This is a genomic window from uncultured Rothia sp. (assembly GCF_963544205.1).
Taxonomy (GTDB): domain Bacteria; phylum Actinomycetota; class Actinomycetes; order Actinomycetales; family Micrococcaceae; genus Rothia.
In genome coordinates this window covers 25,873-40,383 of the sequence record NZ_CAUUDY010000018.1, presented here as the reverse complement: position 1 = coordinate 40,383, position 14,511 = coordinate 25,873, and the positions used below count along the sequence as shown (strand labels likewise).

The following is a 14,511-nucleotide window of genomic DNA, read 5'->3' as shown; positions in this document are numbered from 1 at the left end:
AGCGCCCCGGTTCACAGCGCCCCGGTTCACAGCGCCCCGGTTCACAGCGCCCCGGATTGCCTTAGCTCCCCGAGCAGGGGCGGTTCCTTGAGTATCAGTCACGTAGATTTCCTCTGGTTCAAGTTCTCGACTAGTTCAGGATCTCAACTAGCTCAAAATCTCTGCAAGGAACGCGCCAGTGTGCGAGCCCTTCACCTGAACCACCTGCTCCGGGGTGCCCTCAGCGATGACGGTGCCGCCGCCGCTACCGCCTTCGGGGCCCATGTCGATAATCCAGTCGGCGCACTTGACCACGTCCAGGTTGTGCTCGATGGTGATAACGCTATTGCCCTTGTCAACCAGCGATTGCAGCACGGCGAGCAGCTTACGGATGTCCTCAAAGTGCAGGCCGGTGGTCGGCTCGTCCAGCACGTAGATGGAGCGGCCGTTGGAGCGCTTCTGCAGTTCGGTTGCGAGCTTCACGCGCTGCGCTTCACCGCCGGAGAGGGTGGTTGCGGGCTGACCCAGGCGAATGTAGCCCAGGCCCACGTCCACGAGCGTGTTCAGGTGGCGCGCAATCGGGGTGAATGCGGCGAAGAACTCTGCGGCTTCTTCCACGGGCATTTCGAGCACGTCTGCAATGGTCTTGCCTTTGTAGTGCACTTCGAGGGTTTCGCGGTTGTAGCGCTTGCCGTGGCAGGTTTCGCAGGGCACGTACACGTCCGGCAGGAAGTTCATTTCAATCTTCAGGGTGCCGTCGCCGGAGCAGTCCTCGCAGCGGCCACCCTTGACGTTGAAGGAGAATCGGCCCGGGGTGTAGCCGCGCATTTTCGCTTCGCTGGTCTCTGCGAACAGCTTGCGGATGTGGTCGAACACGCCGGTGTAGGTGGCGGGGTTCGAGCGCGGGGTGCGGCCGATGGGCGACTGGTCCACGTGAATGACCTTGTCCAGGTGCTCCAGGCCGTCGATGCTCTTGTGGCGGCCGGGTACCTGCTTGGCGCCGTTGAGTTTGTTCGCCAGGGAGGTGTACAGAATGTCGTTGACGAGGGTGGACTTACCCGAGCCGGACACACCGGTCACCGCGGTGAACACGCCCAGCGGGAAGGACACGGTCACGTTCTTGAGGTTGTTTTCGCGTGCGCCACGCACGGTCAGCTGGCGCTTCTTATCCACGGGGCGGCGGGATGCGGGCACCTCAATAGAGCGGCGGCCAGCCATGTAGTCGCCGGTAATGGACTTGGTGTTCTTCAGTAGCTCCTCAAAGCTGCCGGAGTGCACGATTTCGCCGCCGTGCTCGCCGGCGCCGGGTCCCACATCCACGATCCAGTCGGCTTCACGCATGGTGTCTTCGTCGTGCTCAACCACAATAAGTGTGTTGCCCATATCGCGTAGCTTGGTGAGGGTTTCGATGAGGCGGCGGTTATCGCGCTGGTGCAGACCGATGGAGGGCTCATCGAGCACGTAGAGCACGCCAACCAGGCCCGAACCAATCTGGGTTGCGAGGCGGATGCGCTGCGCCTCACCGCCGGAGAGCGTGCCGGCGGAGCGTGAGAGGGTCAGGTAGTCCAGGCCCACGTCCAGCAGGAACTGCAGGCGCGCGTCAATTTCTTTGAGGACCTGCTCGCCAATCTTGGCTTCGCGGGCGCTGAGCTGCAGGCCGCGCACGAAGGCGAGCGCGTCAGCAAGGGACAGGTCGGTGATGTCTGCGATGGACTGGCCGCCGACCTTCACGCCGAGGATGGTCGGGTTCAGGCGCGCGCCACCGCAGGAGGGGCAGGCGACCTGGCGCATGTACTGTTCGTAGCGGTCGCGGGCGAAGTCCGATTCGGTTTCTTCGTGCTTGCGTTTGATGTACGCCTTCACGCCTTCGAACCCGGAGGTGTAGCGGCGTTCGCGGCCGAAGCGGTTGCGGTAAGACACCTCGACCTTGTAGTCCTTACCGTCCAGGATGGCGGCGCGGGTCTTGGCGGGCAGGTCCTTGAAGGGGGTGTTCAGGTCGAAGCCGAGCTCCTCCCCCAGGCCGGCGAGTAGGCGCAGCCAGTATTCGGTGGTTGCCTTGCCCTGCGACCAGGGGGCGATAGCGCCCTCGCCGAGGGTCAGGTCGGGGTTGGGTACGAGCAGTTCGGTGTCGACTTCCAGGCGCGAGCCAATGCCGTCGCAGGCGCTACACGCGCCGAACGGCGAGTTGAAGGAGAAGGCACGCGGCTCGATGGTGTCGATCTGCAGCGGGTGGTTGTTGGGGCAGGCGAGGTTTTCGCTGAAGGAGCGGGTGCGTTCGGGGTCGTCCTGCTCGCGGTCTACAAAGTCGATGAGCACGCGGCCATCGGCGAGCTTGAGCGCGGTTTCGATGGAGTCGGTTAGGCGCTGGTGAATACCGTCCTTAATGACGATACGGTCGACGACCACCTCAATGGTGTGCTTGTACTGCTTGGCGAGCTTGGGCGGGTCAGAGAGCTGTACGGTTTCGCCGTCCACGCGGGCACGCGAGTAGCCCTGGATGAGCAGGTCCTTGAAGAGGTCCACAAACTCGCCCTTACGTGCGCTGACGACGGGCGCGAGAATCTGCAGGCGGGTGCGTTCGGGGTACTCCTGCAGAATGTCCACGATCTGCTGCGGGGTCTGCTGGGTGATTTCCTCACCGCATTCGGGGCAGTGCGGGTGGCCGATGCGCGCCCAGAGCAGACGCATGTAGTCGTAGATTTCGGTGATGGTACCGACGGTCGAACGCGGGTTCTTAGAGGTGGACTTCTGGTCGATGGACACCGCCGGCGAGAGACCCTCGATGAAGTCTACGTCGGGCTTATCGACCTGGCCCAGGAACATGCGCGCGTAGGAGGACAGCGACTCGACGTAGCGGCGCTGACCCTCGGCGAAGATGGTGTCGAAGGCAAGAGAGGACTTACCGGAACCGGAAAGGCCGGTGAAGACGACCATCGCATCGCGCGGAATGGTCAGGTCTACGTTCTTGAGGTTGTTTTCGCGGGCACCCTGAACCCGGATGCTGGTCAGATCGTTCGCTTTGAGTGCGGTGCTTCCGTGTGCCGGGCGGGGTGTCATCGAAAATCCTTTCGTCTTAATCTTCGAACTTAAATTCTACACCCTCACGCCTTTCACCGGCGCGATTATGCGGGCGGTGAAGGCGTTAGGGTGCAGTACTTATATGAGGCGGACTAGGAGGCGCAATTCGCCAAGTGCGGTTTACCAGCCGCGGGTTGCCCAGTCTTCCAGGTGGGGGCGCTCGTCGCCGAGGGTGGTGGAGCGGCCGTGGCCGGGCAGAACGATTGCGTCGTCTTCGAAGCCGCCGAAGAGCTTTTCGAGCACGTTGGAGAAGAGCTCACCGAACTGCTGCGGGGAGTCGGTCTTACCCACGCCGCCGGGGAAGAGCGAGTCGCCGGTGAACAGCAGGGTTGCGGGGGTGCCGTCTTCCCATGTGGTTTCGAGGGTGTAGACGATAGATCCGGGGGTGTGGCCGGGCACGTGCAGGGCACGAATGACGGTGTCGGAGCGGTAGAAATCGAAGCTTTCGCCGCCGGTCAGCTCCTCTTCGATGGTGTAGTCTTCCAGCTCCTTAATTTCAGCAACATCGGCGGCGCCCGCGGAGGTAACAGCACCGGTGAGGTGGTCGAGCTCCTTAATAGCGCGAATGTGGTCCCAGTGGCCATGGGTAACGAGGATGCCGGTCAAGCCTATAGCGCGAGGCTTGAGGGAGTCGAAGTCCTCTTCCTTCTCCATGACGCGCACGCGGCGGTCCTCAGATTCGGTCAGTTCAAGCTGCGGGCAGTCATTCAGGAGCGCGTCGAGGGTGAATGCGTAGAGCTCTTCCGCCTCGGCTGCGGGGTCAATGAGCACCTGCTCACCGGTGGCGCGCATGGTGATGAGGTAGACGCTATTGTCCATCTCGGAGACACTGAGCGCTCGCACAGTCAGCTCGGGGTTTTCAAAGATGAGGGTGGGTTCGGGGTAAGTAGTCATAGTTCCAGTGTAGGGGTTGTGGCGGCGCAGCAGGCACCTATGCGTAACACTCCCCCCGTGAGCGCAATTCGGCATTGAACGCGCGGGATGCATGTGAGGGACGCATATAGAACAGACTGCGAAGCAAGCTCAGCACAGATTAGACTCAGTGCGGATGAGGCTCCGCTGAAATTCAAAAGTTAAACAGAGAAGCGACTGCGCATCGATACACAGTCGCTTCTCATGACACCCAGGGGTATCTATCACTCACTCAAACACAAGCAACCCGAGGACTTTGGAAATCTCACGATTACTTGATGACTCAATAGTAGCGAACTTTTTGGGGGCTGTTTTACCACCTAATTTGGTACGGGGAGCCGATTTTAGTGACCCACACCTCATTGTAATCATTCTGTAATAAAAAGAGCTGTTTTTTAAGGTATCCATGCATACCAATTTCATTTTTTTCGAGTTTACATGTGATTTATTTCACCCAAAATAATTTTAGATTTTCCCTCTTTTGGCACTTTAGTGCACCTTTAAGTTGAGCTTCACACCCACCATTCCCGAAGGCTCAATGCCCGGTTTTAGCCCGGTATTCCGCGGAAGTAGAGGGTTAAGGTAAAAGTATCTTCAAGTAGTTGCAACTACATAAACCGGAAAAAATGCACCGCCCACTGTTCAAAATCTGCACAATTATTCGCGCGAGGGCAAAATCAATTGGTCTGTTTTACCCCTGTAGACGCCCCTTAAAGTGGAGGTTTTATTACAAAACAATAATATTGCACCCCTCGTTAGGTTCATTGAGCACACCCAGTAAGCCCCTCCTAAAAAATCAAAATACCTAGTCAACACCATATTTTCACACAATGCAAGATGGTGGGCTATTCAAAAATCAACCTCCACAGATTGTTTAATAAAACCTGACCTTCAAGCATAAATAGAGCCCAATTATTAACCCGCACGTACCAATTCCACCCTCAGATTAGGCACCCCACAAGCCTCAATGAAAGATTGAAAGTCCCCTCCACCAGGGGTTTTAGGATCCTTCACTCCCCTGGATTCCCCCTGGTTCCAGCCTAGTTTCAACTCGTTTTCAGACACGCAACCTCTGCTCTCACATGCCGCAAACCCGCCAAGCGCTACCACCCAGTCACACGCTACCCGGACACAGCGAGGCGGCGCCCCTCCCCCGCTGTGGGGAAGGAGCGCCGCCTCCACTAGCTATAAATCAGCTGGAACAGCCGCCTTAGAATAAACCTTAGGACAGGCCGACCATCACGCCGTTCTCATCGAAGCCGATGCGCTCAGCTGCGGGGCTCTTGCTCAGGCCCGGCATGGTGCGCATGGTGCCGCAAATAGCGTAGACGTAGCCAGCACCGGCAGCCAGGCGAACCTCGCGCACGGGCAGGGTCCAGCCAGTCGGTGCACCCTTCAGCGATGCATCCGAAGAGATGGACAGGTGGGTCTTAGCGATGACCACGGGCAGGTGCGAGTAGCCCAGCTCAGCGAAGCGCTTGAGCTGCTTAGCGGCGGCAGGAGCAATGGAGATGCCGTCTGCGCCGTAGACCTTGGTTGCGACCTTCTCGATCTTGGTCTCGATGGAGTCCTCAAGATCGTAGGTGTACTTCAGGTCCGAAACGTCGTCACATGCCTCGGCCACAACGTTCGCCAGGTCAACGGTGCCCTTACCGCCCTCTGCCACACCGCGGTGGATAGCGACGCGAGCTCCAGCTTCCTCTGCGATACGGCGGATGGTCTCGTGCTCGGACTCAAAGTCGGTCGGGAAGGCGTTGATTGCCACGACCGGCTGAACACCGAAGTTGCGCACAATCTCGATGTGCTTCTTCAGGTTCTCCGCGCCCTTCTCAACATCGGAGGGGCTTTCCTGCAGCATGCCCTCGGGCAGGGGCTTGCCCGGAACAATCTTGTACAGGCCGGAGTGGGACTTCAGGGAGCGCACGGTTACGACGAGCACTGCTGCGTCCGGCTTCAGGCCGGAGACGCGGCACTTGACGTTGAAGAAACGCTCGGCACCCATGTCGGCGCCGAAGCCAGCCTCGGTAATCACGTAGTCGGAGTACTCCAGACCCACGTAGTCGGCGACCACGGAGGAGTTACCGGTTGCAATGTTGCCGAAGGGGCCCGCGTGAATCAGTGCGGGGGTGTGCTCCAGGGTCTGCAGCAGGTTCGGGTTGATGGCGTCTGCCAGGATGACGGACATTGCGCCGTCAGCCTTCAGGTCGGCCGCGGTGACGGGCTCGCCGTCGTAGTTCAGGCCGATCACGATCTTTGCCAGGCGCTCGCGCAGGTCCTTGAAGGAGGTTGCCAGCGAGAGAATCACCATGATTTCGGAGGCGCTGGTGATGTCGAAACCGGTCTCGCGGACCACGCCGTCCATGCGTTCGCCCAGGCCCACGACGATGTTGCGCAGGGAGCGGTCGTTCATGTCGATGACGCGGCGCCACTCGATTGCGCGCGGGTCGATGCGCAGCTCGTTACCGTGGTGCAGGTGGTTGTCAATCATGGCGGCTAGCAGGTTGTGTGCTGCGGTGACGGCGTGGAAGTCGCCGGTCAGGTGCAGGTTCAGCTTCTCCATGGGGACAATCTGGGAGTAGCCGCCACCTGCGGCACCACCCTTGATGCCGAAGGTCGGGCCCATTGCGGGCTGACGCAGAGCCAGCGCGGCCTTGCGGCCGGTCTGCGCGAAGCCCTGTGCGAGGGAGACGGAGGTCGCGGTCTTACCCTCACCGAGCGGGGTGGGGGTGACTGCGGTGACCACAATGTACTTGGAGCCGCGCTTGCGGGCGGTCTCTGCGTTGGTGGTTTCGTCGAGGAGAACCTTAGCGACGTACTTGCCGTAAGGCTCAAGGCGATCTTCGCTGATGCCGTTTTCCGCTGCGATCTTGGTAATGGGCCAGAGATCGGCGGCAAGTGCGATTTCGAGGTCGGAAGGGAAAGGCTTCTTCGTCATTGTCATCCTTCGAGTTGTACGAATCATGCTCTTTTATTTTATGCCTCAGCTCACGTGTTTGTCCCTCACCTCGCCGGATTCCGACAAATAAACTCAATTTTTAATACACTAATCCCCGCAACCGGAACCCTACACTCATATGGAGTGATTGGGTCGGTGCGGGGATCAGTAGCGCATATGCGCCGGGTTACCGGTACAAATGCCGGTGCAGGAGCCGGCACAAGAACCGGCGCTACGACCGGCTATTACGGCATGGTCAGCAGAACCTTGGTGGCGGTGCGCTGGTCCATTGCCTCGTAGCCCTTAGCTGCCTCGTCGATGGGCAGGACCAGGTCGAAGACCTTACCGGGCTCAATTTCGCCCTTGTAAATCAGGTCGATGAGGGTCGGCAGGTACTTGCGCACGGGGGCGGGGCCGCCCTCCAGGTGAACCTGCTTGCCGAAGAGCGCATCGGTGCCGATGGAGCTATCGTGCGGCACGCCCACGAAGCCGATGTAGCCGCCGTGGCGTACGCAGCCGAGTGCCTGGTCGAAGGACTGCTGGGTGCCAACAGCCTCCGCAACGCCGTGTGCGCCCACGCCGTCGGTGAGTTCCAGAACCTTGGCGATGCCCTCTTCGCCGCGCTCCTCCACCACGTGGGTTGCGCCGAATTCCTTTGCGAGCGCCTGACGCTCGGGGTTGCGGGACATGATGATGATCTTCTCCGCACCGAGCTGCTTAGCGCCGATGACTGCGCTCAGGCCGACCGCGCCGTCGCCAACAACGACGATGGTCTTGCCGGGGGCTGCGCCAGCGGCGTCTGCTGCGTACCAGCCGGTGCCGAGCACGTCAGATGCCGCCATGAGGTGCGGGATCTGCTCTGCGGTGGGTGCCGCGGGGGTCTTGACGAGGGTGCCGTCTGCGAAGGGTACGCGGGCGTATTCTGCCTGGGTGCCGTTGGAGCGCATGCCGATGAAGGCGTCACCGGCGGCGATTGCCTTGAGGCAGCGAGAGGGGTAGCCTGCGGTGCAGGTTTCGCACTCGCCGCAGGAGATGCAGAAGGAGCCAACGACAAAGTCGCCGGGGGCTACGGTGGTGACCTCGGAGCCTACTTCGACGACTTCGCCGATGTATTCGTGGCCCATTGCCCGGTGGTCGACAGGCTGTGCGCCGCGGTAGGGCCACAGGTCGGAGCCGCAGATGCAGGATGCTGCGAGCTTGATGATGGCGTCGGTAGGTTCGAGGAGGGTCGGCTTGTCGACTTCATTGACGACGACCTTGCCGGGAGCTTCCATAACAACTGAACGCATGATATTCCTTTCAAATCTGCGTTGATGGTTAGTCGTATCAGGGTACGCCCCGCACCCCGATATATCAATAATTTTTTATGCTACGGGGTGAAGGTAGAAATTCTGACAACCGGGGCCGACAAAACCGCTCCCATTCCCCCGCTTCCCTAGCGCATCCCGCCTGGTTAAATAGCGAAACCCCACTGCATCAGGTCGGGCTAAATAGCCCGGTTAAACGGCGGAACCCCCGCGCCTTCCTAGATACTCATCGGAGTTCCCTAGCAACAGGCATTCCCAGAGAAAGGCGGCTCATGACATACACGAACCCCCACGGACCTTTAAGGTCACGTGGGGGTTCGTTGTAAAAACTTGGGGTCTGTTATCGCGACTTATGACGACAGTATCGTCAGCTCATGCGAGTGGGGGTTATAGACCCAAATGATAGGCACCGTACTCCATGGCATTACTGTTGCGCGACATAGCATGCTTGATTCACCTGCATGTGGGTGTTACCAGTCTTGGAAACAGACTGGTTCGGTGTTACGGCCACCGGTGAAGCCGATTCCGACACAGAGCAGTACATGTTGTAAATTACTTGAGTCTGCCCCTGTTGTTCCATAGGGTTGTTAGAAATGATTGTGTTGATACCCAGCATACCAATCACAGATATCGCTACCCCAGCGAGGGACTTAATAATTTTCTTCTCAAGTTTCTTCGAGAGCTTCTTCCCAAATCGCTTGAGGAACTCCTCGATCTTTTTGAAGACCTTGGAACGCTGCCTGTCTTTTTCCTTAGTCTTCTTGTCAGGCAAACTCGTGGTGTTCAGGTTTTCATGATGCTGAACGGACGAGGGCCGCTCTTTGACAGGTGCTAACTCTTGAACAGGAGCCTTAGACACTTCAGAGTGCCGTCGCTTGGGGACGTCGTCTTCATGAGACCTACGCCCAGACATTAGGTCTTGATTCTTCGCCTTATTCTTCTTCTCAAAGCGCTTTGCTTTCTTCTTGTTCTTCTTGCGCTTCTTCGAAGGACTCTGTTTGTCAGCAGGCGTTACCTCTTGCGAGAGAGCTTCAGATACCTCAGCATGCCCTAGCCTCGCAGCGTCATTTCCGTCAGAGCTACGCCCTAGCGTGGAACTAGACTCCAGATTCTGATTCTTCGCCCCAGATTTCGTCTTAGCGCGTTTTGATTTTTTCTTGCGCTTCTTCGAAGGGCTCTGATCATCAGCAGGCGTTACCTCTTGCGAAAGAGCCTCAGACACCTCAGAGTGCCCTAGCCTCGCAGCATCATCTCCGTCAGAGCTACGCCCTAGCGGAGAGGAAATCACACCAACTTGTAGATTGACTGCTTCTTTAGTTAAGCGGGCATCACGGGCCGGCGAGACCACATTCCTTACTGCCTCAACAGCTTCTACGGTCGCAACGACGATTGTGGGTGTTGTTGTGGATGTTGTGGGTTGTTTTGTCATCATTCAGATTTTCCTTACTACTAGGGATGACGTGAATAAGATAATAAGATATGGGTATTCTCCCGGTGCCGCCCATATATAGACAGGCACCGGGAGAGGTTGATGAGAAGCAGAGACCTATTAGAAGTCCCAGTCCTCGTCCTCGGTGTTCACAGCCTTACCAATCACATAGGAAGAGCCGGAACCCGAGAAGAAGTCGTGGTTCTCATCAGCGTTCGGGGACAGCGCCGACAGGATCGCCGGGGACACGTTAGTCACGGTCGCCGGGAACATCGGCTCGTAGCCCAGGTTCATCAGAGCCTTGTTAGCGTTGTAGTGCAGGAACTTCTTAACGTCCTCACTCCAACCCACACCGTCGTACAGGGAGTGGGTGTACGCGACCTCGTTCTCGTACAGTTCGTACAGCAGGTTGAAGGTGTACTCCTTCAGCTCTGCCTGACGCTCCGCGGACTCCTTCGCCAGGCCGCGCTGGAACTTGTAGCCAATGTAGTAGCCGTGCACTGCCTCGTCACGAATAATCAGACGAATCAGGTCAGCGGTGTTGGTCAGCTTCGCGTGCGAAGACCAGTACATGGGCAGGTAGAAGCCCGAGTAGAACAGGAAGGACTCCAGCAGAGTGGAGGCAACCTTTTTCTTCAGCGGGTCGTCACCGGTGTAGTAGGACAGAACGATCTTCGCCTTCTTCTGCAGGTGCTCATTCTCAGCAGCCCAGCGGAACGCCTCGTCAATCTCCTTGGTGGAGGCGAGGGTCGAGAAGATCGAGGAGTACGATTTTGCGTGCACGGACTCCATGAACGCAATGTTGGTGTACACGGCCTCTTCGTGCGCGGTCACAGCGTCCGGCAGCAGGGACACAGCACCGACGGTACCCTGGATGGTGTCCAGCAGGGTCAGACCGGTGAAGACGCGCATGGTCAGCTGCTTCTCTTCCTCGGTCAGGGTCTTCCAGGAGGGCACGTCGTTGCTCAGCGGCACCTTCTCCGGCAGCCAGAAGTTACCGGTCAGACGATCCCAAACCTCAAGGTCCTTCTCGTCCTCAATACGGTTCCAGTTGATAGCCTCGACCACGTGGTCGACGAGCTTCACCTTTTCGCTCATTAGTATTTCTCCGATTCTTAGGGGCGGTTACGGTGCCACGCGCGCCCAGCCAGTCGCGCAGGCGGTTTGCGTATTCACCGTAACCGCCCCTTCCAGTCTTTAGTTATAGTGTGCCAGCTCAGGCTGAATGCGTCACAGCATTCAGGTTAGAGCATGCAGGATACGCAGCCTTCAACCTCGGTACCCTCAAGAGCCATCTGACGCAGACGGATGTAGTAGATGGTCTTGATGCCCTTACGCCATGCGTAAATCTGGGCGCGGTTGATATCGCGGGTGGTTGCGGTATCGCGGAAGAAGAGGGTCAGCGACAGACCCTGGTCCACGTGCTGGGTTGCCACGGCGTAGGTGTCGATGATCTTCTCGTAACCAATTTCGTAGGAGTCCTGGTAGTACTCCAGGTTCTCGTTGGTCATGTACGGTGCCGGGTAGTAGACGCGGCCGAGCTTGCCTTCCTTGCGGATCTCAATCTTCGAGGCAATCGGGTGAATCGAAGAGGTCGAACCGTTGATGTAGGAGATGGAGCCGGTCGGCGGAACAGCCTGCAGGTTCTGGTTGTACATGCCGTACTGTGCCACGTCAGCAGCCAGCTGAATCCACTCTTCACGGGTGGGGATGTGGTGCTTAGCGAACAGTTCGCGGGTACGCTCGGTCTGCGGTGCCCATTCCTTCTCAATGTACTTGGCGAAGAACTCACCGGTCGCGTACTTCGAGTTCTCGAAGCCCTCGAAACGCTGGCCGCGTTCCTTAGCGATCTCCATGGAGGCGCGGATTGCGTGGTAGGCGACGGTGTAGAAGTACATGTTGGTGAAGTCCAGTGCTTCTTCGGAACCGTAGTAGACGTGCTCGCGTGCCAGGTAGCCGTGCAGGTTCATCTGGCCCAGACCCACGGCGTGGCTCATGTTGTTGCCGCGCTCGATGGAGGGTACGGAGCGGATGTCGGACTGGTCGGAGACGGAGGTCAGCGAACGAATCGCGGTTTCCACGGTCTTGCCGAAGTCGTCGCCATCCATGGTCAGTGCAATGTTCAGCGAACCGAGGTTGCAGGAGATGTCCTTACCGACGGTCTCGTAGCCGAGGTCAGCGTGGTAGGTGGACGGCTCAGAAACCTGCAGAATCTCGGAGCACAGGTTGGACATGATGACCTTACCGGCGATGGGGTTCGCGCGGTTGACGGTGTCTTCGAACATCACGTACGGGTAGCCGGACTCGAACTGGATCTCTGCGATGGTCTGGAAGAACTCACGCGCGTTGATCTTGGTCTTGGTGATGCGTGCATCATCGACCATTTCGTAGTACTTCTCGGAGACGTTGATGTCGGAGAAGGGCACGCCGTAGATGCGTTCCACATCGTACGGGGAGAAGAGGTACATGTCCTCGTTCTTCTTCGCCAGCTCGAAGGTGATGTCGGGGATGACAACGCCCAGGGAGAGGGTCTTGATGCGGATCTTCTCGTCAGCGTTCTCACGCTTGGTGTCCAGGAAGGCGTAGATGTCGGGGTGGTGCGCGTGCAGGTACACGGCACCGGCACCCTGACGTGCGCCGAGCTGGTTTGCGTAGGAGAAGGCGTCTTCCAGCAGCTTCATGACGGGGATAACGCCCGAGGACTGGTTCTCAATCTTCTTAATGGGCGCACCGGACTCGCGCAGGTTGGTCAGGGCGAATGCCACGCCGCCGCCGCGCTTGGAGAGCTGCAGTGCAGAGTTGATGGAGCGGCCGATGGACTCCATGTTGTCTTCCATGCGCAGCAGGAAGCAGGAGACGAGCTCGCCGCGCTGCTTCTTACCTGCGTTGAGGAAGGTCGGGGTTGCCGGCTGGAAACGGCCGGAGATGATCTCGTCGACGATATCTTCGGCGAGCTTCTCGTTGCCTTCTGCCAGCAGCAGTGCGACCATGCAGACGCGGTCTTCGAAACGCTCCAGGTAGCGCTGACCGTCGAAGGTCTTGAGCGCGTAGGAGGTGTAGAACTTGAAGGCACCCAGGAAGGTCGGGAAGCGGAACTTCACGGCGTAGGCACGCTTGAACAGGTTCTTAATGAACTGGAAGTTGTACTTGTCGAAGAGTTCCGGCTCGTAGTACTGGTTCTCGATCAGGTACTCAATCTTCTCTTCCAGGTCGTGGAAGAAGACAGTGTTGTTGTTGACGTGCTGCAGGAAGTACTGACGTGCCGCCTGGCGGTCTGCATCGAACTGGATCTGGCCGTTCTCATCGTAGAGGTTCAGCAGTGCGTTCAGCTCGTGGTAGCTCATACCCTTGAACTTCTCGGGCACGCTCTTGCCGTTGTGGCCTGCACCGAGAGTTTCTAGTGCTGAGGGCAGTTTTGCGTCCAAAATGCTTCCAATCCTTCGTTGACTTTTTCTACATCTGAATCGGTGCCCATGAGCTCAAATTTGAAGAGCACGGGCACATCGCACTTCTTGGCGACAATGTCTGCCGCGATACCGAAGAGCGGACCAAAGTTGGTGTTGCCGGAGCCAATCACACCGAGCATGTGGTGGCGATTCTGCTCCACGTTCAGGAATTTAACCACCTGCGGGGGAACGTTACCGGCGCCTTCAGGCTTGCCGTAGGTGGGGACGATGAGCACGAACGGCTCATCAAGAATGAGGGTGTCCTCGCCGGTGCGCAGCGGCAGGCGGAGGCGGCGGGCACGGATCTTCTCCACGAACTTGTGGGTGTTGCCGGAGATGGAGGAGAAGTACACGATGAGTGGCGCTGTGTCGTCCAGTTCGACCTCGGTCGCTCGACCCTCGGAGGCGTTGCGTGCGTCCAGAAGGATCTTCCGGATTTCTGCGTGCTCGTCGACGGGGTTGGGCGTGAGGGCGGTACTCAACGTGTACTCCTTATTCTCGTGTGCCGGTGTGGTTCCGTGCCGATTTTCCGTTTGTACGGGTTTCGGCAGGGTTGTTACGCTGCCAGAGCGTTGATCTTGTCGGGCTGGAAGCCGGACCAGTGCTCGTCGCCTGCGATGACGACGGGTGCCTGCATGTAGCCGAGGGACTTGACCATTTCGAGGGCCTGAGCGTCTTCGGTGATATCAACCTTGGTGTAGCTGATACCCTTCGCGTCGAGGGCGCGGTAGGTCATGTTGCACTGGACGCACTGGGGCTTGGTGTACACGGTCACTACCATGGGAGTGCCTCTTACTTTCTCCCGCTCGGGCGGGCTTATCTCGTGAATGAATCTGGCGTGTTTCGTCGGTGGTTCGCCACGTGTTGTTTACGGCGGGCGCTGTGCCGTCCGCTGCCCTCTCCTAGTGGGGCGTGGCGGTTTCCTGCGCTGGGGCAGGGCGCCTAAAAGTGCCGTAGTGGTGGAACCGAGTATTAATACTACATCTAGTGTCGAGATTTTTCTTCACCACAAGATGATGTGGTGCGAGGGTCGTGTTTCGTTCGATAAACCCACAGTTGAACCCACTTAAGAGGGGGTGTCTACAGCTTATCCACACCCTGCCGCGGGGCTAGTTCGCCGTATTTTCGCGGGGTGTGCCGGGTTATCCACAGGTGGGGTTTAAGTTGGTCAGGATTTTTAAGGGTTCATTCGCCCGCTGAGTTGAGGTTCAGTTAACCTCATGTATGCTTTCGGGGGCATAAAACCCGGAAGATTCGGGCTTGATTTTAAAGAAATCTTAACTCTCGCCCATTCTTGCGCGGAACGGCGCGGTTTTAAAGCAGAACGGACTTTCTTAAAGGCGGGGGTTAACCCCCTTCGAGCGGGTTTAAGCTATGTGATTAAGGCTGTAGAAAAGATTTTTAACTCTTTTTCAGCAGCCGGTG

The 14,511-nt window shown here is 58.2% G+C and carries 9 protein-coding genes; all 9 read right to left on the bottom strand.

Annotation, left to right across the window (positions count from 1 at the left end; genetic code table 11):
* Window positions 1-147: 147 nt before the first annotated feature.
* The 9 genes from uvrA to nrdH all read right to left on the bottom strand — a co-directional run bounded on the left by uvrA (window position 148) and on the right by nrdH (window position 13,867).
* Window positions 148-3,036 (bottom strand): excinuclease ABC subunit UvrA, encoded by a 2,889-nt coding sequence (uvrA, locus tag RWZ58_RS08045; RefSeq protein ID WP_314658281.1) that lies wholly within the window; start codon window positions 3,034-3,036, stop codon window positions 148-150.
* A gap of 141 nt (window positions 3,037-3,177) precedes the next feature.
* The gene (locus tag RWZ58_RS08040; protein ID WP_314658280.1) at window positions 3,178-3,951 is read right to left on the bottom strand and encodes an MBL fold metallo-hydrolase; all 774 of its coding nucleotides are present in this window, start codon (window positions 3,949-3,951) and stop codon (window positions 3,178-3,180) included.
* Window positions 3,952-5,191: 1,240 nt separating this feature from the next.
* Window positions 5,192-6,904, bottom strand: coding sequence for a formate--tetrahydrofolate ligase (locus RWZ58_RS08035; RefSeq protein WP_314076493.1), 1,713 nt, complete (start codon window positions 6,902-6,904; stop codon window positions 5,192-5,194).
* Window positions 6,905-7,149: 245 nt separating this feature from the next.
* On the bottom strand, window positions 7,150-8,193 hold the full coding sequence (locus tag RWZ58_RS08030) for a zinc-binding dehydrogenase (RefSeq protein WP_314658279.1): 1,044 nt from the start codon (window positions 8,191-8,193) through the stop codon (window positions 7,150-7,152).
* 442 nt (window positions 8,194-8,635) lie between these two features.
* On the bottom strand, window positions 8,636-9,643 hold the full coding sequence (locus RWZ58_RS08025) for a hypothetical protein (RefSeq protein ID WP_314076489.1): 1,008 nt from the start codon (window positions 9,641-9,643) through the stop codon (window positions 8,636-8,638).
* 117 nt (window positions 9,644-9,760) lie between these two features.
* Entirely contained in the window at window positions 9,761-10,738 is a 978-nt protein-coding gene (gene nrdF, locus RWZ58_RS08020) for a class 1b ribonucleoside-diphosphate reductase subunit beta (RefSeq protein ID WP_005508801.1), read from the bottom strand.
* A 146-nt stretch (window positions 10,739-10,884) separates the two neighbouring features.
* The gene (gene nrdE / locus RWZ58_RS08015; protein WP_314658278.1) at window positions 10,885-13,065 is read right to left on the bottom strand and encodes a class 1b ribonucleoside-diphosphate reductase subunit alpha; all 2,181 of its coding nucleotides are present in this window, start codon (window positions 13,063-13,065) and stop codon (window positions 10,885-10,887) included.
* On the bottom strand, window positions 13,038-13,568 hold the full coding sequence (gene nrdI / locus RWZ58_RS08010) for a class Ib ribonucleoside-diphosphate reductase assembly flavoprotein NrdI (RefSeq protein WP_070676571.1): 531 nt from the start codon (window positions 13,566-13,568) through the stop codon (window positions 13,038-13,040). The genes nrdE and nrdI overlap by 28 nt, the downstream gene beginning before the upstream one ends.
* 74 nt (window positions 13,569-13,642) lie before the next feature.
* On the bottom strand, window positions 13,643-13,867 hold the full coding sequence (gene nrdH / locus RWZ58_RS08005) for a glutaredoxin-like protein NrdH (protein WP_005505794.1): 225 nt from the start codon (window positions 13,865-13,867) through the stop codon (window positions 13,643-13,645).
* Between the last annotated feature and the right edge of the window lie 644 nt (window positions 13,868-14,511).

What these genes read in the sequence shown, in the direction of transcription:
- uvrA (WP_314658281.1), bottom strand. Translation starts at nt 3,036, where the DNA reads ATGACACCCCGCCCGGCACACGGAAGCACCGCACTCAAAGCGAACGAT.
- RWZ58_RS08040 (WP_314658280.1), bottom strand. Translation starts at nt 3,951, where the DNA reads ATGACTACTTACCCCGAACCCACCCTCATCTTTGAAAACCCCGAGCTG.
- RWZ58_RS08035 (WP_314076493.1), bottom strand. Translation starts at nt 6,904, where the DNA reads ATGACGAAGAAGCCTTTCCCTTCCGACCTCGAAATCGCACTTGCCGCC.
- RWZ58_RS08030 (WP_314658279.1), bottom strand. Translation starts at nt 8,193, where the DNA reads ATGCGTTCAGTTGTTATGGAAGCTCCCGGCAAGGTCGTCGTCAATGAA.
- RWZ58_RS08025 (WP_314076489.1), bottom strand. Translation starts at nt 9,643, where the DNA reads ATGATGACAAAACAACCCACAACATCCACAACAACACCCACAATCGTC.
- nrdF (WP_005508801.1), bottom strand. Translation starts at nt 10,738, where the DNA reads ATGAGCGAAAAGGTGAAGCTCGTCGACCACGTGGTCGAGGCTATCAAC.
- nrdH (WP_005505794.1), bottom strand. Translation starts at nt 13,867, where the DNA reads ATGGTAGTGACCGTGTACACCAAGCCCCAGTGCGTCCAGTGCAACATG.